Source organism: Rickettsia tamurae, from assembly GCF_000751075.1.
GTDB classification, from domain to species: domain Bacteria; phylum Pseudomonadota; class Alphaproteobacteria; order Rickettsiales; family Rickettsiaceae; genus Rickettsia; species Rickettsia tamurae.
In genome coordinates this window covers 1-19,970 of the sequence record NZ_CCMG01000027.1, presented here as the reverse complement: position 1 = coordinate 19,970, position 19,970 = coordinate 1, and the positions used below count along the sequence as shown (strand labels likewise).

Below are 19,970 nucleotides of genomic sequence, written 5' to 3'. Positions count from 1 at the left end.
TCATTAAGGCTTATCTTAAATTCTACTTGTGTCAGTATTGAATGTGCCACTTCTGTACTAAATCTTCCCGCTATCTTCTTCCTGACTTGCATTTCCTTACTTGTATCAAGTGAGTGCTCTATTTCACTTAAGTATTTCTCATATTCAAGCATATCTTTCTCTTCGGCGTTTATGTTGCAGCTAAACCTGAATGTTGTGTGATTAACAAGCGGTCCTTGGTGTTTCTCATTCTTTAGTATCTTCTCCATATAGCTTAGGAATGTGAATTTGTTCTTAAATCTCTTCTCAGGATATTTGATATAGAGTTTTAGCAGTAACTGATTTACAAAGTTAACACTAAATTCTCTGCCAGCCTTAAAGTTAAGTGTACTTATGTCTTTTTCTGATAGTGGATAGAAATGTCTTAGTTCTTTTTGCAGTTCTATATTCTTAATGGTGGATTTAGTATCTGTTTTTGGTTTTTGTCCGGCAGATTTAATTCCCCCTATTTCTTTTACAGATATATCTTTGATGGTTCTAGAAGTATTCTCAGAGCTGGTATTAAAGCAATATTGTTTAATATTTGATATATCACTGTGTGTTTGCTGAGTGCTAGCAGAATCTACATAAGAATCATTTAAAAAAGAAAAATTTTTATAAGATTCAGATAGAAACGAGCTTTGCTCGTTTCCAAAAAATTCTTTTTTAACAGCTTTTTTAACAGTTTTTTGTGATTGAAGATTCACTGAAGAATTATTTACAGGTAAATTTTTAGAATCTAGATAATTTGCATCTATATAATCTATATTTTTAATAATACTATTTTTTAATATAAAGTCTTTATTATATAATTGACCAAAATCAGTGCAAGCAGGGGCATATTTGGTGCATTCCCTTTCTTTAGGGGATTCCAGGACCTGATTTACTCCTATATTACTTGCTTGATTATAAGTGTGTTTTTTTGTGCTTGTTCTACTTTTTACTATTTTTTGCTGATTAATTTGTTCTTCCTGCGCTTCTTGTTCATGCTGATTATTATGATTAGTTATGATGGGCACATTTAGAAGAGATATTCGCCATAATAATTTATCAGCTCTGCTGTTATAATCATCATTGCTTTTTATAACTAGCTGATCCCGCTTAATAAGATTATTATCTTCTAAGTCTTTTAATGCTCTAGCAAGAGTATTTCTATGTAATTTAAGCTCCTTCTGTAATTCTTGATAAGAAGTAACAATAGAGTATGAATTATGAGTTAAAACAATATCAGGGTCGTCATAATCATACTTATTAGCAGAAGATTTATAAATCCTAGTAAAATGATATAGCATTATTACTTTAGATGTTGCAGAAATGCTACAATTAGAATTTAATTGCTTTAAGAACTGATAAGGCACTCTTATAAACATCTTAGTTTTTTCGAGATGTTGCCTTTTACCTTCTAAGGTAGGTATAAAGGTTTTATCTATAGAATCTAAACTATTTGAATTATTTTGGTGTGTTATTGCATCATTTACATCACATAAATCAAATCTATCAGGCTCATATTTAAGATCCTTAAAAACCTTATCAGGTATTGTTGTGGTAATAATGTTACGATTATTTTGACCTATATCATTCTTATCTCTATGGATAAGGAAATATCCTTTATCTTCTAGAGATTTTTGTAAAACAAACACTTCAGATTTAGAGCACGAAAGTCTTTCTGCCCAGCTTTTAGCAGGCAGAGATATAGATCTATTACGTCCTTTATTGAAGTTAATACAAGAAAGAGAATCAGCTAAGATATAGTATATTTTCTCAAGAGAAGATAGCTCTTTGCTTGATAATATATGAGATAAGATACACCCAGTTATTGGGATGTATGATTGACTCTTTGTGGTATCAAGGTATTTATGTATACCTATATTCTCACTTGATTTAGCAAGTGAATAAAATAATTGCATTTTATGCTCCTTTTATGGAGCTAAGTATCTAAAAACCTTGACTTTTATATAAAAATATGATATGCATACCCATATATGTATGGAGTAAAATAGTGCTGGCCGCATTTATTTTTGCATATCGTATCTAAGGTGTTAGGTTTGCAATGCTTAGCACCCTGTCCTTTATATTTTTTCTTTCTCTGATATTTTAGCTAAAATTTCCTCTGTATTTGTTATCCTTTCTTTTTCTAATAGAAGACGTGCTGCTTTTATAAGCCATGCCGTTCTAGGTATATATAGAGAAGCACAAATTTGGTCTATTTCCTCAACTAAACTTTTTGGAAATTTTACAGTAAAAGCCTTTGTTTCTTCCTTTTTTCTAACCATAATATAAAATCATTAAATACGTAATACAATAAGAAGCATCTCTAGAGAGTATAAAAGTGTTATCACACAAACGCAATAAGTTTTTTTAAGTTATAAAAAATTTTTTAGCAATATGCTATCATATGGTAACACTTATCGTGTACTTCTTTTATCTACAAGCCACTCATCATTTATATGAAAACCAAACAATTTTAACGCTTTTAATATAATAATTCTTTCTGTGATTCCTTTATTTTTATCTATGTAGTTTTTGATTTCTTCCTTTAAGACTTGTGGAATCTCTGCAACAATACGTCCAGTTTTTTCTTGTATGGTTTTGTTTGGTGCAGCACTAAAAACATGATGTATGGCATCTAACTTTTTTTCATCAGCAATAGTAGCAGGAGGGATATTTTTTAAAATTGAATCAAGTTTTTTACTATTCATATATTTTCCTGTTTTTTTACCTTAAAAAGAATTATTTATTTCAGTAATAATATTGCTTATATCTCTAGCAACAGGACCATCTGGATCCAAAATACAAGGAGATAGTCCGTTAATTGATGCTTCAGGGTACGCAACACGATGATACATTTCTGATTTCAATACTAAATATCCAAGTTGTTCTAATTCACCTCTCACGTGGCGTGTAATCACTGTATTTTGTTGGCTCATAGTAATAATCATACGGTATTTTATTGGTGAAGCTCCCCTCTCAGGAGTTTTATTCAACTCTTGTATCAAGTTATGTGTTTCTAATGCACCAGAAACATCATCTGCTGAAGGCTTAAGAGGTATTATAGCAAGATCAGTAGCAATGAGAGCCCTAACTGTAGTTCTATTTCTAAAACCACCAGTATCTACTATTATATAATTAAATTTATTTTTCATTTCTTCTATTATGCTAAAAACTTTTTCTTCAGGCTCTGCAATCACTGAAATATTACCCATTAGTCCATTTGGATCATGTCGATTTATAATACTACCTTGCGGGTCAGCATCAATGATAGTAACGCTCATCCCAATATTAGACCAGTGAGCACCAAGATTTCGTGCAAGTGTAGATTTACCGACACCACCTTTGCTTGTAGCAAGAGTAATAATATTAGCTTTCATATTTATTATATTATATAAGTTACAAAGTATAAATTATATAATATAATAAACTACTTAACCAATCAAGAATTATAAAAATCAATAAAATTATAAATTATAAACTATAAATTATAATTTATTGACATGCGTGTAGTTATAGAATATCATTACTAATGTAGGTGAAAACAATAGAACTAAAAAAGGAAATTATTACAGAAAAGAAAAAACCGGTAGAGATTCTCCCTGACCAAAGTTTGAGCATCTACCGGTAAAATAACAACCCATAAATATGAGGTCATATATGAATATATCACATAATGAGTCTATTAGCTGCAATAATAGTAGAATTACGTCTGCTCATTTTTCTAGCTCCTACAAAGCTTTAGCACCTGTTGCCTCCTTTAATTCTAGCAACTCTTGCGAGTTACTACAAAAACCTCATTCACAAAAAATCACAAAACCTTAAGCTGCAAGATTAGTACATGGTGAGCAATCTTTATCATATTTACCTACCTCTAAAACAATCACGGTATTAATCAGTTTTTTAAAACTCGGTAAATATGACGATGAATGGCTAAAGCTAGGGAAGCAATTACTATTACTTAAAAAAGCCCCAAATAAGCAAAATATGCCATATTTGAATATATAGAGGTGTTTTATAATCGTATAAGAATGCATTCTGCTAACGATTATTTATCACCAGTAAAATACGAAGAAATACTAAAATGTGCTTAAACAACTGTCCGGAAAAGTGTTGACAGATCACAAAATCTGAGTAACATAGATCAAAGTAGGCTCAATTTAATAGTTGTGATCTATAGTTTCGAAAGAAGTCTAATTAGTGATAGGATTAATAATTGTTATGGAAAAGATAAAAGGTTGGCAGCAAGAATTTGAGGTATGTATTTATGCTAAGAAGTTACTAGATAAAGTAGTATATTTAAATAGCATAGCAAAAGTTCCACCAGTAGGTGTATTAGAGGTAAAGAAAGCTATATACTATGCTAAGAAATATCATGGTAGTCAGATGCGTCAATCAGGAGAACCATTTTACTCACATCCGATAGAAGTAGCATATATGATATCAGATTACTTATTTAGAACAGATATACTAGTTACTAGTATATTGCATGATACTATAGAGGATACAGAACTTACCAAGGAGCAAATATTACAAGAATTTGGAGAGAATATAGCCAATCAAGTAATGGATTTGACGAGAATTAAGGAGAATGGTATAAAGATTAGTTCTGCTGAAATGGTAGAGATGTTATACAAAGAGAAGAAACATGATGTACTTCTGATAAAGTTATTTGATAGGCTGCATAATATGCAGACAATAGGTGCTAAATCTCCTGAAAAAATCAGAAAGATTATAGATGAAACTCTTAAAAGATTTATAACCCTGGGTATCTCTTTTGAAGATCGGGTATATGGAGTATTAAATATATCAAACAAAATAGCCGCACTATGCCATCATTATTCACCTATCAAAAAACGTATGTTACAGGATCAAACAATTATATTTAAGGATAATTACCAGCTTCCTTTTCCAACTGCTCAAAATGCGATAACCCATAATTATATCCGCCATATACTGGTATCAAAATAATTAATAATCCCCAATTACCAAAATATTTTATAACATAAATAGTACCGAAAGAGGTTAGCATATATACTATTGCACGTGAAAACGCATATGAAAAGTTACTATAAGTAAATCGTTGAAATATTGGAAAATATTTAAAGAAAATAGGAAATGCTGGTGATTTAGATGGACCAAATATCACAAAAAACAGTTGTAATAACATCACACGAAATGGCGTTGTTAATCCATGCTCCAATATATATGGACAAAATGGAATAAAAATAAGCATAGTCATTATTTTTATTTTTAGTATTTTTAGTGGATATATTCTACGGCTTAAATATGCTATTGATAGCATATTAATCATTGCAGCGATTGATACCAAAAAGTTGTGACTAATAACTTCCTCTGGCGTATAACCGAATTGATTTTTAAGAATATTGCCACAATAAATGAAAGCAAAATAAAAAGTTAATGGCCAACTATAATCTATTAAAAATAAAGCTAAAATGCTTTTTTTGTCAGGTTTTTCAGACCAAATAGGGTCATCTTGTAATATTTTGTGATGCATATCATTATCTTGCAGTATTTTTTTTACTCGTGCTTTTGCATTTGCAAATTCCGGCGTTTCTCTAAGAGCAGTTCTAGCTATCGTTCCTATGAACGCAATTAATGCTCCTATCCAAAACACTATCCTCCAATTGAATGCAAATGAGGTAACAATATATGCCATACATAAAGCGGCGGCACTTCCCACAGCAGCAACAGCATCTATTAATGTTACAACTGAATATTGTGCAGGTGGTTTAGTAATTTCAGTGAGGTAAAGTTGTGCTCCCATCAGTTCTCCCATCGAAGACATACCTTGTACAATACGACATATAGTCATTATCACAGTGGCAGTAATACCTATTTGAGCATATGTAGGGAGAGTAGCCATAATTATACAGGCTATAGACATCATAAAAGTAGTAATAACTACTGTGATTTTACGTCCAATATGATCACCAATCCAACCAAAAATTAATGCTCCAACGGGTCTAAAAACAAAAGTAGAACAAAATGCTGCTGCTGCATAAAGAGCTGTAGTGTCAGGATTAGCTTTTGGGAAAAAAAGTTCATTAATGACCACTGCCATATGCACATAGATCATTAGATCAAAATACTCTAAGAATGTGCCTACAGATAATAAGCCAACAGCTTCCATCCGTTGCCTCACAGTAAGCTCTCTTGCTTCTTGCTGATTTTCCATCATTTCTGCACCTTTCAATTTCTATTATGGATGTACTCCAATATTTGCTATTAATTGGATCTATTATCATTTCAGCTTTTATTGTTTCTAACACAAATTTGCTTTTTCTGTAAAATTATATTGTTTTGCTTTTTTATAAACATCATTTCCATGTTGTATTTATATTTCATTTTATAATTTTACTGTCCAGTTTTTGGGTACCATTATAATATTTTCTTACAATAATATATTATCTCTGTAACAATACTTATACAAGAAGTATGTTTAGGAGTTGTGCACCTTTAACTACGCAGAGTAAATCTCGGGGGCAAGCCCGAAAGAAGTCTATTGAATAAATTGACGGGATTTAAATTATGAATTAGTGCATTATTTTTGTTGTCAATCTACTTTCAATACAGACTCTGAGATATGTCATATCAGGGAGCATAAATGATGCTAAAATTTTTAAAGTATTATTTTTATATTATAATATTATTAAGTACAAAATCTATGGCATCGCTAAATCCAGAAGCAGAACGATATATATCAAGCATGATTAATAAACATGTACCATATCAGGTAAGTGTTCTTAACAATAATTTTATTATCAATAATGTTAACGCTTATCCTCCTGGAAAATTAACTGCCATGTTTGCAAAATTTTTAATAGACAACAATTTAGTAAAAAATAAGGTGTTTGCAGATATAGGATCTGGATGCTTTACCTTAGGTATAATAGCTGCAAAGAACGGGGCTCATACAATTATTGGTAGTGATATAAGTGAACATGCAATACAATGTGCAAAAGATAATTTGATACTTCATGGTATTACAAAAAATATGTATTTATTTAATGGAGAAGGTGTATTACCGTTGTTACCAAAATTTCTCGGTAAGATAGATATACTTGTCTCAGGGGTGCCTTGGGATAATTTATCTAAAAATGAATTTAACGGTATAATACCTGCAAGACAATCAATCAGCCGTGCTTTTTATGATGTTGATAATGCACTCATAAAAGATATTATGTTGCAAGGTTTTAATTTATTATCAAATCAAGGAAGAATATTTATTACTTCATCACTAAGAAAAATTCAACGAATAGAGCAATTATGCTCAGAGTATCAACTAAATTGTAAGATACTTAAAGGCGAGGATATACACAATGATGGTAACACACATTATATATTAGAAATAACTCGTATAAAATAGAGTATATACTTATTTGATTTTCATGGTGTCTACGAAGTTATAATTTAGTAGACATAAGAAAAAGTACTAAATATACTGTATATTAAATCGTAAAAACGTTATTAGTAGACAGAGATGTCTACTAATCGATATAATGGACAATATATTAGAAGCAATATGAGATTATTTGGCTATGCTAGGGTATCAACCAATCAGCAACTTTTAGACATACAGATAAAACGTTTAAAAGATGCCGGAGTAAAAGAATCAAGAATATTCTATGACAAAGCAACAGGTCGTAACTTAGACAGAGCGGGATTAAATAACTTATTACATAAGGTAGAAGAAGGGGATGTAATATTGATTACCAAGTTAGATCGTTTAGGCAGAGATACTGCCGATATGATTAACCTAGTTAGTCAGTTTGCCAAAATAGGTGTAGCCATGCGTTTTCTTGATGATGGTATTAGTACAGAAGGTAGCACAGGAAAAATGGTTATTACAATTCTTAGTGCAATAGCAGAAGCCGAGAGAGTCAGGATACTTGAAAGAACTAATGAAGGCAGGTTAGAGGCGAAAACTAAAGGTATTAAGTTTGGTCGCAACCGTATTATAGACAGGAATAAATTGTTACAATTAAATGCAGAAGGAATTAAAGGGGTAACACTAGCTAAAGAAATGAAAATAAGCCGTGCTGCTGTTTATAAAATTCTGAAAGAAGAAAAGCAGCACGGAATGTAGGTTAAGTTGTAACTATTACATATTATGATATTTTGATTTTCTTAGCCTTACTTTGTTCTTTTTTAGGTATTTTTATAGACAATATACCGTCCTTAAAGTTTGCTTCTACATGTTCTTCATCGATATTAGATGGTAAACTAATAGATCGCGAGAAGGAACCATAATATCGTTCCTGCATATGATAATTATGGTCTTTTTTCTCAGAGGATTGTTCCTTTTTGCCCTCAATAATTAAAATATTACTATCTATTTTGAGATCAATATTATCTTGCGTGACACCTGGTAATTCAAGTTCTAGATGATATTCAGATTCATTTTCAGTAATATCAGTTCGAGGCGATAACATTCTGTCATTGTAAGAGACAGGGTAAGAAAATGAAGCTATTTCATTAAAGAAGTTATTCAAAATATCATCAACATAACTTCGTTTATTAGCATTAGTTTGTAATTCTGATTTATTTCTAATACGTGGTAAATTAAAAGACATCAGTACCTCCATAAGTTTAATAAATATTGATTTAGTATTAACTTAGCAAAATTTAAAAATATTATCAACTATTGAATCGGTATTTCTTTTGCATCTTTTTCTTTAACCTCCATACGAGGTAGAGTAATAGTCAGGATACCATTCTTTAAGTTTGAAGAGATATTATTTTGATCTATATCTTCATATAAAGATACGACATAATTAAAATTTCTATTTTTATAATCATCTGAAGCATCAGATTTATTATCTTTTTCTATATTTCCTGTAACAAATAATTTATTACTGCCTACCTTAACTTTGATTTGGCTTTTATCATACCCTGGTACTTCTAATACTAGGATATATTGCTTATCTTTAGTAATAAATCTACTTTTTAAAGAACTTGAGCTATAGGTAGAGAGTTTATCATCGAATATACTATTCCAGTAGTAATCCAAAGCAGCAAAAGGACGTAAGTCGGGAGGATGTCGCAAGTAAACAGTCTGAGCCTTATTATCAGGTTTACTATAGTTATCAGCGGCAATAACCGGATTAGCCAATAAAATGACAGTAATACAAGAGAACAAATATGATTTGATATTGTTATATAGCATATATACCTCTTTTTTATATAATACATAAGATTTGTGAACTCACTTAAGTAAGTTTTTACACTAAAAATATAAGTAGTGGAAGGGAGAAATTCAATAGCACAAAAATCTTAATATATTATCAATTATCAAAAGCCTAGATTTATCGCTATCTTGCCCAAGACACTGTATAGTTTCTTTAAGTATTAAATCTTGACTTCTACACTTAATAAGTTGTTAACCATTCCTTTAGCTTTGAATAACGTAAAGAAGTTTTATTATCTTTAATAGCTATAGCCAATGTTTTTTTCTGTCCAATTATTATAACTAGATGTTTGCCGCGGGTTATGGCAGTGTAAATTAAATTACGTTTAAGCATCATATAACTTTGCATAGTTAGTGGAATTATTACTGCTGGATATTCCGAACCTTGAGATTTGTGTATTGTCGTAGCATAGGCTAGAGTAATTTGATCAAGATCACTATAATCATAAACAACATTACGGTTATAAAAGTTTATTGTGATTTCTTGGTCCTGCTCATTAATATTATTAATAACGCCTATATCTCCATTATAGACTTCCTTGTCATAATTATTTTCTGTTTGCATCACCTTATCTCCAATAGCAAAAATCTGACCAAATTTAGTTATGCCGCTGCTGCAGTTTGGATTAAGTATTTTTTGTAATTCAATATTTAGTGATCTTGCGCCAACACCACCTCTTTGCATAGGGCATAATAATTGAATATCATTTATAGGGTTAAGATTAAATTTATTTGGTATACGATCCTTTATCATCATAATAATTTTATTAATGATATCCTTAAGTACTTGCCCGGCACCTACAGAAGGCAGTTGATCTACATCACCGACTATTAGTAATGCTGAGTGTGGCGGAAGGGCTTTTAATAATGCATGAAATAGTGATATATCTACCATTGAAGCTTCATCTATTACCAGATAATCGCACAATAATGGTGAATCCTCATTACGTTTAAAACCACCATAAGCAGGCTCAATTTCAAGCAATCTATGTATAGTAGTAGCTTCTAATCCAGTACTTTCGCTTAGGCGTTTAGCTGCTCTACCAGTGGGGGCACATAATTTAATATTTAAATCCTGCGTAGATAATGTTCTAAGTAATGCGTTTAACAATGTAGTTTCCCTGTTCCTGGTCCACCCGTAATAACCATTAATTTGTGTTGAAGTGCCTTTTTTATAGCTATTTTCTGACTTGTTGCAAGCGTGATACATAGCTCTTTCTCTATTGTGGGCAGAATAGTAATGGTATCTATTTTACCCCAAGTAACAGAAGCTTTTGTTAAATTAACTAGTATTTTAGCGATATTTTTCTCATATATGTAATAACTAGTTAAGAAAATAGATTCTACATCGTTAATAGTATCAATTATTAGTGAATTTAATGCTACTTCTTCTATTATAGCCTGCTCAATGATATCGTACTCTATCTCAAGTAATTTTTGAATATTTTGCAGTAATATCTTTTTAGGTAAGCCACAATGACCATCTGATGTCGCTTCAAGTAATGCGTGGGTTACGCCTGCTTTGGCTCTGATTAAAGAATTCTTATCAATACCTAAATTACGAGCTATGGTATCTGCTGCAATAAATCCAATGCCTCTTATATCTTTAGCTAATTGATAGGGGTTATTGGATACAATTTCAATCGCTTTATCACCATATGTTTTGTAGATTCTAGTTGCCCTAGTAGTACCAACTCCATGAGATTGTAGAAAGACCATTATTTCACGAATGACTTTTTGTGCTTGCCAGTTGTTGCAAATGCGATTAGCTCTTACCTCGCCTATCCCTTCTACAGTAGATAAAAGGTATGGCTCATGTTCAATAACTTCAAACACTCTATCTTTAAATGCTAATACTAATTTCTTAGCAAAATATGGTCCTATGCCTTTAATCAATCCAGAGCCAAGATATTTTTCTATACCTTCTAGTGTATTAGGTGGCAAAGCTTTGATGAAATGTGCCTTAAATTGTTTACCATGATTTCTATCGTTATACCAAATACCACTGCATTTTATATATTCCCCTACTAGTACAGATGGTACATTACCTGTAACGGTAATTAAATCTCTATGACCTTTTACCTTAATGCGTAATACACAAAACCCATTATCAGGATTATGATAAGTAATACGTTCTATGATGCCGGATATATATTCATTAACATCCTGTTTATTCATATAGTTTTATTAAAAACCCTAAGAGTTTTTATGCTTTATTTGTATGCACGAGGGTATAACCTCTTGATTTTCTTATGTTAGTAATACGTTTGATATTCATATCAATTTCATATTGGGTAAGTACAATGAATTACTTTATAATTTCCTTTATTAGAGCAAAAAGAGCCCCAGCTACATATAAGATCAGTAGTACCAAAGAGATTGTCTTGAGTAGTTAATCTATAATATAGATGATCTTTAGTCCAATAATAAGCCATGTTTTTAATTATAATACTGATAATCTTATTTATTATATCGTGCTAGTACTGAGATGATCATATGGATTAGAAAGACTGTTGTGAGTACAATCATTGGCATTATACATATAGCAAGTAGTATTAATATTAACAATAATATGCCCAAATAAACTGCTTTTATATACTCAGTATTGTTTAAGATATCTACGCAACGTACGGAAAGCACCTCACCTTTAGTGTTCCATAGTTCGATTGTAGATTTTGCATTTAAAAAATGGCATTGAATATACGCAAATGTGGCATCCCAATTATAATGCTGCAACATAAGTATGACGATATAAAACACTATACATGTTGATGCGGCAAGAGCAGGAATATAGTTGGCGTCTTAAAGGATTTACTGATAAAGGAGACAAGCCTATCTTTGGCATAGAGAGAGCTGCTTGCAGCAGCAAGTCTGTTGTCATAGTAGAAGGTGAGAAGGCAGCCGTAGCTGCAGCTAAAATATTACCTGAATATGATGTAGTATCATGGATGGGTGGTAGCAACTCTGCTGATAAAGTGAACTGGAGTCAACTCAAGTGGCGGGTGTAATAATATGGCCTGATAATGATGAGCCAGGCTTTAAAGCTGCAGACATTATTAAAGATAAGTTAAACAAAGCAAATGATCATATAGGATTTGTGAGCGTTGTTAATCCAGCAAGACTACAATTTAATGGCAGTACCCACAAAGATTTATTACCTGAAAAATGGGATTTAGCAGATAGATTGCCTAAAGGTATGACAATAGAGAATGTTAAAGAGGCAATAGAAAATGTTAGAGCCTTTCATTTAGATTTAAATCAAATACAGAGTGTGATTCAGAATACTAATTTTGCATTAGCAAAAGAAACAAACAGTACATTTGAGAGAAATATTTGGCAGGAGGTATTTAAAGGTAAGATCGTAGATGAAGAGAAAATGGCAAGCTTAAGTGCTAATGAGAAGAAGATAGCTAACTTCTTTAGTTCAGAGGAATAGAGTAATTACGTTAAATATTTAGAGGCAACAGGTAAAGGAGGAGTAGCTCACGACTATTTAAAATACGATTCCTTAATGTATCAAGATATATTAATTAGTCTTGCTGCACGTGACGAGCGTTTGAGTGATAATATCAAAGATTTAAGTAGCAGTAATAGTAATAATGCTGCAGATATAGAAATTATAGAAAGCAAAACACAGTTAATAGATGATGCACAAAATTTATATGAGAAAAAAGCATTAGAATATAGCGGCATTGCTGGTACTAATGTAGTAATTTAGAGCGTCATCAATTAGAGACCCAGCATCAGGTAATTCAGCAAGATAAAGCGAATGCTAAAACAGCTGACGAAATGTTAACTGCAATTAGCCGTGAGCATGAGTTCTTTAAGTCTCTTGACGGCAATCTTAAAGATGTAGAGAAGTATGATAATAGTTTATTATTTGCAATCTCAAATGCTAAGACTATCGAGCAAGATAAGTTAATTACCAATATGCATAATATGGTAGTATATGCCCAAAAACATGGTATATTAAAGGATCACGAGATACTAAATCAATTTAACTCTTCTGATAGTCATAATGTGCTTAAAAACTTAAGTAAAACATGTGAGAAACATTATATGGAGCATCACAATGAGAATATTAAGCAGCTATTAGATGATGAGCATGCGATGATAGGAGCTAAGAAATATTCATGCCCGCTTAAATATATGAAGCATGAGATGAAAAATAATATACCAAGCTTTGTAGATGAGAAGCAAATAGCTACAACCTTTGCTAAGGTAAAAGCAGAAGTAAAAGAAATGAAATTAGAACATACAATGACTATGAGATTATAAAATAAGTATAGAACTTAAGATGTTTAATTTACCTAAGGTGGAGCGATTAAATTGGCTCTATATAGATATGAATAGTTATTTTGCTACAATAGAGCAACAACTAGATCATACACTTAGAGGTAAGCCCATAGCAGTAGTAGCTAATCTGACTGATAGTACCAGTGCTATTGCAGTAAGTTATGAGGCAAAAAAGCTTGGGATTAACACTGGTACTAAAATATTTGAGGCAAAGAGGATATATCCTGAGTTAGTGTGCATTGTCTCGAAACATGAAGAATATATAAAATATCATAAGGCTATATTTGCAGAAGTAGAGAAACATTTACAGGTAGATAAGGTATTATCAATAGATGAGGCAGCATGCAGGCTTACAGGAGAGTTATGTAACCAGGATAATGCTATTAATATAGCAACCCGGATAAAGCAATCTATTAGGGATAATGTTGGTGAATGTATAGAATGTTCTATAGGAATAGCACCTAATTGCTATTTAGCAAAAATAGCATCTAATATGCAGAAACCAAATGGTTTAGTAGTAATACGTCCTGAAGATATACCGGGGAAATTGTTGAGGTTACAGTCATATGATTTACCAGGAGTAGGAAAAAGTACATATAGTAGGCTTAACGGTTATGGAATCCAAACAATTGGGCAGTTATACCAGTGCTCACAACAAGAATTAAAGAAAAAATGGGGTAGTATTGTTGGGGCAAAGATATGGTATTTACTACGAGGATATGATTTATCGAATTAGAATACTGTAAGTAATACAATAGGAAATAGTCAGGACTAGCTCCAAATCTACGTAACGTTGAATCTGCCCGAATAGTAGACTTAAGTTTATTACAGAAGGCGACGTATAGGTTAAGAGCAAGAAAGATTCATGCATCACGAATTATATTAACTATTCAAACTGTAGATAGACAAGTATTAAAAAAAAGTATTAAGATAGCAAAATTATCAGATAACATATCCCTATCTAAAATATTTATCCAAGGGTGGCGTGATCTAATAAATCCATATATAGAAAATAATAATAAATTATTACCGCATAAGATATCTATTGCTCTTACAGGTTTGGCAGAGATTGATAATCAACTAAGTTTTGGAGATATGATTGAGAGTAAGCAGAAAAAAAGAAATGCATTACTTACAGCATGCTTGGACAAAATTAATAATAAATATGGTAATAATACCGTAGTATTAGGATGTACTACTAATAGAAATAATCAGTAATATCAATGAGTAACAAAAACATACCAAAAGATTCTGTAGTATCAAGTACATCTGCTACTACAGAGCAAGATAGTCATAAGGAACAAATAGACTCAGATAGTAACTCTAATGATAGAATCAAGGAATAACATAATGATAGACCAAGGCATGATGAGTTATTTAAAAAGGTCATGAGTGAGCCTGTAGCTGCTCGTGAGTTTCTAGAGCATTATTTGCCAGTGTCATTTAAGAATAAGATTAATCTTAATACTATTAAGATAGAGAAAGAAAGCTTTGTTACTGAGGACTTAAGAAAAAGATTCAGTGATGTTGTTTATTCTGTTTATTTAAAAAATGATAATATTAAAGATAGTACTACTGATAAAGTAGATAATGACAAAGCTTACGTCTATGCACTAATCGAGCATCAGTCTAGTAGCGATTACTGGATGGCTTTCAGACTTTGGCAGTACATGCTGCTATTATGTGAAAGACATATTAGCAAGAATCATAACAATGAAAGTAATACAAACAACAAACAAGAAAGGGGTAAACTCCCTCTAATATGCCCTATCGTGGTATATGCAAATGATAAACCTTATAATGCTCCAAGAAGCTTCTGGGAGCTATTTGAAGATAGTAAGACTGCTAAAGAACTCATGTCAGATGAATACTTACTTGTTGATTTACAAAAACAAAGTGATGATGAAATAGAGAAAAAGAAGCATCTTGATATGATGGAGTATATGCTTAAACATATCAAGGATCGTGATATATTAAATCTATGGCAAAGTTTACTTGAGAAGTTTGAAAGTAGTATTGAAATAGATAAGGCAAATGGCTTTATTTACATTAAGTGGTTATTGTGGTATAGTGATGCTAAGGTATCTGAAGATAAACAAGTAGAGCTTGCTAAGATCATAGCAAAGCATCTAAATAAAACAGATCAAGAGGGACTTATGAGAACTATTGCTGATAAATATATTGATGAGGGTATTGCTCAAGGCATGCAGATTGGTAGAAACGAAGGCATGCAGATCGGGGTAGCAAAAGGAAAATATGAAGTAGCTAAAAATATGCTTTCTGCTGGTTCTGATATTTCTTTTATCTCTAAAGTTACAGGGCTCTCTATTTCTGAAATCAACCAGCTTCTCAAATCCTAATCCTCCAGTCAAAGGGGTATCCACTCCTTTGACTCGTATTCTTCTGAAGTCATTTTTTCCATAAGATTATCATTATCTTTAGCTTTTCCTAAAACACTCACATCACAATCTTGTATTGTCACATTATTTGCACCTGTAACAGTTAAATATCTTGGAAATTTAGTGGTCACTAAATACGCAGTACCTCCTGATATGATTGCTGAGAATAATACCACTAGGCACATATTTTTTAGAAAACTAAACATGAGCAGCACTAGCAGAGAGTTTTTGACTATATTCATCTAGTTTTTTATCCATTGTGCTGATCAAGTCTTTATTTGCAGACACCGTATCATTATGTGCATTGTTTAATGCTTGTAGCTTTTCCTGATATATATCATCAATATGTTTTGCCATATTAGGCAGAATATTACTAATTTCTTTTTTTAGTTGTTCCGGCAATATAGTTAAAACCCCAACTTCATTTTGCAGTATCTCATATTGATTTTTTGGCAGTTATTATACCAATTACAAAGCTTCAAACAATTGGTAATGGATATAGTATTTGTAGACGGTTCAATTATATCTCTTCATAGACATGGAGGAAGTGCTTTAAAAAAAAGAGAGGTCAGCAATCGATAGGAAGAGGTAGAAAAGGGTTAGGTACTACTATGCATTTATCTATTACTCAAAATAACATAGTTGATTGTCAGTTATTTCCGGCCCAAAGGCAAGATTGTAAGACTGTAGAGCAATTACGGCAAGATTGGCCATGGGAAAAAATAGATTTCGTTGTGGCAGACAAGGGGTATGATAATGGAAATATTAGAAATTTTATTAAATCGAAAAATACTGTTCCTGTTATACCGTTCAAAGGAGTTTACTTACCTGTTGATTCACCTCTAACGCCAGAAGATTTTTATGACACTAAGCTTTATAGGAAACGACATATTATAGAAAGACTTTTTGGTAGAATTAAGGAAAATAAAAGGATTGCTATGAGGTTTGATAAGCTTGATTTTACTTTCTTTAACTTTATCGCTCTTGCTCTTGCCAAAGCTTTAAAGTTATTTTGTTAACAGTGCCATAGTCCGCGTTAATAACTCGCTCAGTGCCACTATGTCATTTTTATATACTTTGAGGTTAAATATATTTGTGTGATTTTCACTTGTTTTCATGACTTTATTACATAGTTCAAGAGCTACTACATAACTCGTAATGTTTTTGTCGCGTATCTTTACTTCTCCCTCTTCTGCTATATTGTCTTGATATTCTATATTTTTCATACAACACCTATTCTCTAAGTATTAATTTAAGATTAATTCTTTATGTCTTTGTTGACAATGTTAAGGCAGGTAATACCCTACCTCTTTGTCTCATGACTGTTTTATTTTTGTTATTTTCTTAAAGGTTTTTTTTCTTTTTGCCTTTAGAGACTCACCTTCAGTTTCAACACTCCTTGGTGAGACTTAAATCGCTTCTGCCTCTGCTGGTCGTACAATAGCTCTAGTTTGATATTCTTGCGGCTTGCTATTAATCCAATGCCAGTATTAAAGATTGTCTTTGAGTGCTGAGGATAAATGGATAGGATGCTATTTCCTACCTCTTGCCCTATTGCTCCCATCCCCTGATAGGTCAAAGTAAATGGATGACTTTTGCCCCTGCTACCTATTCTTCTCTCTACCAAAATGAGCAGTTGGTGTTATTGATATTGTTGATGCTGTGCTATCCTTTAGTTTAATAGGTGCAAATATCACTCTGCTTCCTATTTCAGTACTAAAATACTGATGGCTCTTCTTACCTCTTTCTATAGTATGATTCCGTGCAATTTGCTCTTTGTGGGACACAGCTTTCTCATACTCGTACCTAAGTCCTATATTTGGTATTAACGTCACCTCTTTTGGTAGTGCTATTTTGTAGTTCAAGTGTGATTCAAGACTGAATAGCTTTGACCTTGGTTTTTTGCTAGATTCTAGATCCTGCACATCGCTACCCGTTTTTTTACCTTTGCTAAGCCCTGCTGACCCTATGACCGAAACGCTCATATTGCCACCACTAGATCCGCTATAGCCGCTATCTTCTATCGCCTCATCTAGCATCTTTATTACTTGCTCTTCTTCCTCGCTTAATGAATTAGCTTCTGAAATATTTAAAAACTGCTAAACACTGATAGCGGCGGTGCTGATGGTTTAATTTGCTTATTATCTATAAATTCAGTTTCAAATGCTTCACCTATCTCAATATCAGGGTCTTGCCATGGCTCAGAGTACTCAGTAACACTACTGCTTGCTATACTGATAGTATCCATAGGATTGCTGTATATAGGATTTTCTAGTCCATTTCCCGTTGTTCCCGCTAAATTAGTACTGCCTAGATTCTTTAACTGCCTTCTTAGACTTGCTATCTCAGATCTTAGATCTGATACTATGTTGTGATGTAGTGCTGGATCAATCCCCATGACCACACCGTCCCTATTTTCGCCTTTTTCCTTTGCTTTCTGGTCTATCCTGGCTTTGACTACCTCAGCTTCTGCTCTCCTTCTTTCCCGTGCTATCTCCTCATTCTTTTTGGCACTTTCTTCCCACTTCTTCTTGTTCTGCTCCCGTATTGTTGCTGCTCTTGCTAAATTCTCTGCTTTCTTCCGAGCTTGCTCCTCAGCAGTTAATATTGGTGTTTCACTCACTACTTTCTTTGGCTTAGTACTATTCTCCTCTCCAGCAATACCTTTTCTTCTTCTCTCAAGCATATCATACAGCTGACTCATTAAATCTCCACCATCGCTATATACTACTTTAGGCTTTGGCTCTTTCTTGACCTGCCTAATACGTTTTTGCCGAAATTTCTTATTGACTCAAACAATGCTGACCTGTTTTCTGATTTTCCTCCGCTACTTGTATCACTGACAAAATCAGGCATAGCTGGTGCTACAGGGGAAATTGGGGGAGCTGGTGGCACTGGTGGTATCATTGCCGAGGCAATAGGTGTTACCGGTGGAGATTGTGGCATGATTGGTGGAATTGGTATATTAGTGCTAATTTCACCAGAATCCTTACCTAATGAGAAGCTTGTGTTTGATTCTACGCTAGGATGTGCTTTAGCATCTAATGTTACCGTTAACATCATAGCTGATAGAAGGCTTGCAGATAATATACGTGCTACCTTGCTGAACTTGGATTTAAAATTAAGATTGTGGATGCCACTATACTTCCTGCTGTAATAGCTCTCGCTACTACTGCTAGGTAAGAAGTAGTCAGGCTCTAAATATTTTGATTGATTTGTTTCTTGAGCAGCAAATAGACTAGCTCTATTGCTAATAGACTCATTATGTGATATATTCATATATGACCTCATATTTATGGGTTGTTATTTTACCGGTAGATGCTCAAACTTTGGTCAGGGAGAATCTCTACCGGTTTTTTCTTTTCTGTAATAATTTCCTTTTTTAGTTCTATTGTTTTCACCTACATTAGTAATGATATTCTATAACTACACGCATGTCAATAAATTATAATTTATAGTTTATAATTTATAATTTTATTGATTTTTATAATTCTTGATTGGTTAAGTAGTTTATTATATTATATAATTTATCTCTAAATACTTTATCATATCCATACTCCACGCTATTAATCCCATATCCATTAGCCAATCTCTTTATCACATGCGAATAGTTATTCTTGATCCAGTCTGCCATACACCTTGTTGGCATCGTTAGTTTTAGCGTGCTAGTTTCCCTGCACCCCACAGCTGCAGCTTTAGAAAACCAAGCCTTGTCAATATGCCCCCTAGCTCTTTAATCAATCCTTTTCTGATGTGATGCCATGTTGTATTTGCTTCGACTGTATCTAATCCTTTACTGCTAGTTACAATACCAACAGGTGTATTATTTGGCACAATAATTTGGCACAATATCAGATGTTGTAGTTTTAGGATATAACTTTTCCTTTTCTTCTTCTCCCTCCCCTTTGCTTCTGCCATCTTCATCATATCCTACATCCTCAACCACTGTCACATAATACCCACTGCTGCCATATACTGCTTCTAATTGCTCGCTTAAGATCACTATTTGTCTCTCGCTTAGATCTAACTGACTTGATATTAATGCAGTAATAAAGCTA

Annotated in this window: 24 protein-coding genes and 6 pseudogenes; 14 read left to right on the top strand and 16 right to left on the bottom strand. The window is 32.7% G+C overall.

Annotated features, from left to right (window positions below; all coding sequences use genetic code 11):
* From MB29_RS07735 to MB29_RS07720, 4 genes are all read right to left on the bottom strand, one after another.
* A partial coding sequence (locus tag MB29_RS07735; protein ID WP_032139753.1) for a helix-turn-helix domain-containing protein occupies positions 1–1,925 on the bottom strand: 1,925 nt, incomplete at its 3' end.
* A gap of 162 nt (positions 1,926–2,087) precedes the next feature.
* A complete protein-coding gene (locus tag MB29_RS07730; RefSeq protein WP_032139752.1) occupies positions 2,088–2,291 on the bottom strand; it encodes a hypothetical protein in 204 nt (67 codons plus the stop codon).
* A gap of 132 nt (positions 2,292–2,423) precedes the next feature.
* On the bottom strand, positions 2,424–2,717 hold the full coding sequence (locus MB29_RS07725; protein WP_032139751.1) for a hypothetical protein: 294 nt from the start codon (positions 2,715–2,717) through the stop codon (positions 2,424–2,426).
* Between the two features lie 21 nt (positions 2,718–2,738).
* On the bottom strand, positions 2,739–3,386 hold the full coding sequence (locus tag MB29_RS07720; protein WP_032139750.1) for a ParA family protein: 648 nt from the start codon (positions 3,384–3,386) through the stop codon (positions 2,739–2,741).
* A gap of 280 nt (positions 3,387–3,666) precedes the next feature.
* Here MB29_RS07720 and MB29_RS12050 point away from each other — a divergent pair, with 280 nt between their 5' ends.
* The 3 genes and pseudogenes from MB29_RS12050 to MB29_RS07715 all read left to right on the top strand — a co-directional run bounded on the left by MB29_RS12050 (position 3,667) and on the right by MB29_RS07715 (position 4,977).
* Positions 3,667–3,831, top strand: coding sequence for a hypothetical protein (locus MB29_RS12050; protein ID WP_215426303.1), 165 nt, complete (start codon positions 3,667–3,669; stop codon positions 3,829–3,831).
* 155 nt (positions 3,832–3,986) lie between these two features.
* Positions 3,987–4,100 (top strand): annotated as a pseudogene (locus MB29_RS10940) (IS3 family transposase); the annotation flags it as partial.
* A gap of 127 nt (positions 4,101–4,227) precedes the next feature.
* Complete coding sequence (locus MB29_RS07715) at positions 4,228–4,977, top strand: HD domain-containing protein (protein WP_032139749.1); 750 nt, start codon at positions 4,228–4,230, stop codon at positions 4,975–4,977.
* On the opposite strand, the gene MB29_RS07710 is transcribed toward MB29_RS07715, so the two are convergent.
* Positions 4,892–6,205: an MFS transporter gene (locus MB29_RS07710; RefSeq protein WP_215426304.1), complete on the bottom strand. Its 1,314-nt coding sequence runs from the start codon at positions 6,203–6,205 to the stop codon at positions 4,892–4,894. The genes MB29_RS07715 and MB29_RS07710 overlap by 86 nt on opposite strands.
* A 429-nt stretch (positions 6,206–6,634) precedes the next feature.
* Between MB29_RS07710 and MB29_RS09300 the strand changes: the two genes are divergently transcribed.
* Both MB29_RS09300 and MB29_RS07700 read left to right on the top strand, forming a co-directional pair.
* A complete protein-coding gene (locus tag MB29_RS09300; protein ID WP_051965354.1) occupies positions 6,635–7,396 on the top strand; it encodes a 50S ribosomal protein L11 methyltransferase in 762 nt (253 codons plus the stop codon).
* 156 nt (positions 7,397–7,552) lie between these two features.
* The gene (locus MB29_RS07700) at positions 7,553–8,116 is read left to right on the top strand and encodes a recombinase family protein (RefSeq protein WP_032139748.1); all 564 of its coding nucleotides are present in this window, start codon (positions 7,553–7,555) and stop codon (positions 8,114–8,116) included.
* Between the two features lie 22 nt (positions 8,117–8,138).
* On the opposite strand, the gene MB29_RS07695 is transcribed toward MB29_RS07700, so the two are convergent.
* From MB29_RS07695 to recD2, 3 genes and pseudogenes are all read right to left on the bottom strand, one after another.
* Positions 8,139–8,603, bottom strand: a complete 465-nt coding sequence (locus MB29_RS07695) for an Hsp20/alpha crystallin family protein (RefSeq protein ID WP_051965355.1) — start codon at positions 8,601–8,603, stop codon at positions 8,139–8,141.
* A 68-nt stretch (positions 8,604–8,671) separates the two neighbouring features.
* Positions 8,672–9,196, bottom strand: a complete 525-nt coding sequence (locus MB29_RS07690) for an Hsp20/alpha crystallin family protein (RefSeq protein WP_032139747.1) — start codon at positions 9,194–9,196, stop codon at positions 8,672–8,674.
* 202 nt (positions 9,197–9,398) lie between these two features.
* Positions 9,399–11,395 (bottom strand): annotated as a pseudogene (gene recD2, locus MB29_RS08920) (SF1B family DNA helicase RecD2).
* A 593-nt stretch (positions 11,396–11,988) separates the two neighbouring features.
* Here recD2 and MB29_RS13265 point away from each other — a divergent pair.
* From MB29_RS13265 to MB29_RS07655, 8 genes and pseudogenes are all read left to right on the top strand, one after another.
* Entirely contained in the window at positions 11,989–12,225 is a 237-nt protein-coding gene (locus tag MB29_RS13265; protein ID WP_233419040.1) for a toprim domain-containing protein, read from the top strand.
* Positions 12,213–12,653 carry a hypothetical protein gene (locus tag MB29_RS13260; protein ID WP_233419039.1) on the top strand — a complete coding sequence of 147 codons (441 nt, stop codon included), beginning with the start codon at positions 12,213–12,215 and terminating at the stop codon, positions 12,651–12,653. The genes MB29_RS13265 and MB29_RS13260 overlap by 13 nt, the downstream gene beginning before the upstream one ends.
* Before the next feature lie 75 nt (positions 12,654–12,728).
* A complete protein-coding gene (locus tag MB29_RS07670; RefSeq protein ID WP_032139746.1) occupies positions 12,729–12,935 on the top strand; it encodes a hypothetical protein in 207 nt (68 codons plus the stop codon).
* 71 nt (positions 12,936–13,006) lie between these two features.
* Positions 13,007–13,495 carry a hypothetical protein gene (locus MB29_RS07665; protein WP_233419038.1) on the top strand — a complete coding sequence of 163 codons (489 nt, stop codon included), beginning with the start codon at positions 13,007–13,009 and terminating at the stop codon, positions 13,493–13,495.
* 19 nt (positions 13,496–13,514) lie between these two features.
* On the top strand, positions 13,515–14,249 hold the full coding sequence (locus MB29_RS09295; protein ID WP_051965352.1) for a Y-family DNA polymerase: 735 nt from the start codon (positions 13,515–13,517) through the stop codon (positions 14,247–14,249).
* Between the two features lie 50 nt (positions 14,250–14,299).
* Positions 14,300–14,731, top strand: a pseudogene (locus MB29_RS14550) (DinB/UmuC family translesion DNA polymerase); the annotation flags it as partial.
* A 5-nt stretch (positions 14,732–14,736) separates the two neighbouring features.
* On the top strand, positions 14,737–14,859 hold the full coding sequence (locus MB29_RS13550; RefSeq protein WP_267881768.1) for a hypothetical protein: 123 nt from the start codon (positions 14,737–14,739) through the stop codon (positions 14,857–14,859).
* Between the two features lie 3 nt (positions 14,860–14,862).
* Positions 14,863–15,873 (top strand): annotated as a pseudogene (locus MB29_RS07655) (Rpn family recombination-promoting nuclease/putative transposase); the annotation flags it as partial.
* 8 nt (positions 15,874–15,881) lie between these two features.
* Here the strand turns inward: MB29_RS07655 and MB29_RS10925 are convergent.
* On the bottom strand, positions 15,882–16,043 hold the full coding sequence (locus MB29_RS10925) for a hypothetical protein (RefSeq protein ID WP_233419037.1): 162 nt from the start codon (positions 16,041–16,043) through the stop codon (positions 15,882–15,884).
* A gap of 67 nt (positions 16,044–16,110) precedes the next feature.
* A complete protein-coding gene (locus tag MB29_RS10920) occupies positions 16,111–16,314 on the bottom strand; it encodes a hypothetical protein (protein WP_084687046.1) in 204 nt (67 codons plus the stop codon).
* A gap of 152 nt (positions 16,315–16,466) precedes the next feature.
* Between MB29_RS10920 and MB29_RS07645 the strand changes: the two are divergent.
* Positions 16,467–16,931 (top strand): annotated as a pseudogene (locus MB29_RS07645) (transposase); the annotation flags it as partial.
* Here the strand turns inward: MB29_RS07645 and MB29_RS07640 are convergent.
* The 6 genes and pseudogenes from MB29_RS07640 to MB29_RS13245 all read right to left on the bottom strand — a co-directional run.
* Complete coding sequence (locus MB29_RS07640) at positions 16,920–17,138, bottom strand: hypothetical protein (RefSeq protein ID WP_032139745.1); 219 nt, start codon at positions 17,136–17,138, stop codon at positions 16,920–16,922. The pseudogene MB29_RS07645 and the gene MB29_RS07640 sit on opposite strands and share 12 nt — an antisense overlap.
* A gap of 378 nt (positions 17,139–17,516) precedes the next feature.
* Positions 17,517–17,951, bottom strand: a complete 435-nt coding sequence (locus tag MB29_RS13255) for an autotransporter domain-containing protein (protein WP_032139744.1) — start codon at positions 17,949–17,951, stop codon at positions 17,517–17,519.
* A 50-nt stretch (positions 17,952–18,001) separates the two neighbouring features.
* Entirely contained in the window at positions 18,002–18,616 is a 615-nt protein-coding gene (locus MB29_RS07630; RefSeq protein WP_032139743.1) for a hypothetical protein, read from the bottom strand.
* A 23-nt stretch (positions 18,617–18,639) separates the two neighbouring features.
* Positions 18,640–19,191, bottom strand: coding sequence for a hypothetical protein (locus tag MB29_RS07625; RefSeq protein ID WP_032139742.1), 552 nt, complete (start codon positions 19,189–19,191; stop codon positions 18,640–18,642).
* Positions 19,192–19,396: 205 nt separating this feature from the next.
* The gene (locus MB29_RS13250) at positions 19,397–19,561 is read right to left on the bottom strand and encodes a hypothetical protein (RefSeq protein WP_407690073.1); all 165 of its coding nucleotides are present in this window, start codon (positions 19,559–19,561) and stop codon (positions 19,397–19,399) included.
* A 174-nt stretch (positions 19,562–19,735) separates the two neighbouring features.
* A pseudogene (locus MB29_RS13245) lies at positions 19,736–19,970 on the bottom strand (DnaA N-terminal domain-containing protein); the annotation flags it as partial.

Excerpts from the sequence above, each read along its gene's own strand:
- MB29_RS07730 (WP_032139752.1), bottom strand. The coding sequence starts at position 2,291 with ATGGTTAGAAAAAAGGAAGAAACAAAGGCTTTTACTGTAAAATTTCCA.
- MB29_RS07715 (WP_032139749.1), top strand. The coding sequence starts at position 4,228 with ATGGAAAAGATAAAAGGTTGGCAGCAAGAATTTGAGGTATGTATTTAT.
- MB29_RS07720 (WP_032139750.1), bottom strand. The coding sequence starts at position 3,386 with ATGAAAGCTAATATTATTACTCTTGCTACAAGCAAAGGTGGTGTCGGT.
- MB29_RS07625 (WP_032139742.1), bottom strand. The coding sequence starts at position 19,191 with ATGAATATATCACATAATGAGTCTATTAGCAATAGAGCTAGTCTATTT.
- MB29_RS07690 (WP_032139747.1), bottom strand. The coding sequence starts at position 9,196 with ATGCTATATAACAATATCAAATCATATTTGTTCTCTTGTATTACTGTC.
- MB29_RS09300 (WP_051965354.1), top strand. The coding sequence starts at position 6,635 with ATGATGCTAAAATTTTTAAAGTATTATTTTTATATTATAATATTATTA.
- MB29_RS07640 (WP_032139745.1), bottom strand. The coding sequence starts at position 17,138 with ATGAAAAATATAGAATATCAAGACAATATAGCAGAAGAGGGAGAAGTA.
- MB29_RS07670 (WP_032139746.1), top strand. The coding sequence starts at position 12,729 with ATGTATCAAGATATATTAATTAGTCTTGCTGCACGTGACGAGCGTTTG.
- MB29_RS07700 (WP_032139748.1), top strand. The coding sequence starts at position 7,553 with ATGAGATTATTTGGCTATGCTAGGGTATCAACCAATCAGCAACTTTTA.
- MB29_RS13250 (WP_407690073.1), bottom strand. The coding sequence starts at position 19,561 with ATGCCAACAAGGTGTATGGCAGACTGGATCAAGAATAACTATTCGCAT.
- MB29_RS13550 (WP_267881768.1), top strand. The coding sequence starts at position 14,737 with ATGAGTAACAAAAACATACCAAAAGATTCTGTAGTATCAAGTACATCT.
- MB29_RS07710 (WP_215426304.1), bottom strand. The coding sequence starts at position 6,205 with ATGGAAAATCAGCAAGAAGCAAGAGAGCTTACTGTGAGGCAACGGATG.
- MB29_RS13255 (WP_032139744.1), bottom strand. The coding sequence starts at position 17,951 with ATGCTAGATGAGGCGATAGAAGATAGCGGCTATAGCGGATCTAGTGGT.
- MB29_RS07725 (WP_032139751.1), bottom strand. The coding sequence starts at position 2,717 with ATGAATAGTAAAAAACTTGATTCAATTTTAAAAAATATCCCTCCTGCT.
- MB29_RS13265 (WP_233419040.1), top strand. The coding sequence starts at position 11,989 with ATGCGGCAAGAGCAGGAATATAGTTGGCGTCTTAAAGGATTTACTGAT.
- MB29_RS07630 (WP_032139743.1), bottom strand. The coding sequence starts at position 18,616 with ATGAGTCAGCTGTATGATATGCTTGAGAGAAGAAGAAAAGGTATTGCT.
- MB29_RS07665 (WP_233419038.1), top strand. The coding sequence starts at position 13,007 with ATGTTAACTGCAATTAGCCGTGAGCATGAGTTCTTTAAGTCTCTTGAC.
- MB29_RS12050 (WP_215426303.1), top strand. The coding sequence starts at position 3,667 with ATGAATATATCACATAATGAGTCTATTAGCTGCAATAATAGTAGAATT.
- MB29_RS07695 (WP_051965355.1), bottom strand. The coding sequence starts at position 8,603 with ATGTCTTTTAATTTACCACGTATTAGAAATAAATCAGAATTACAAACT.
- MB29_RS09295 (WP_051965352.1), top strand. The coding sequence starts at position 13,515 with ATGTTTAATTTACCTAAGGTGGAGCGATTAAATTGGCTCTATATAGAT.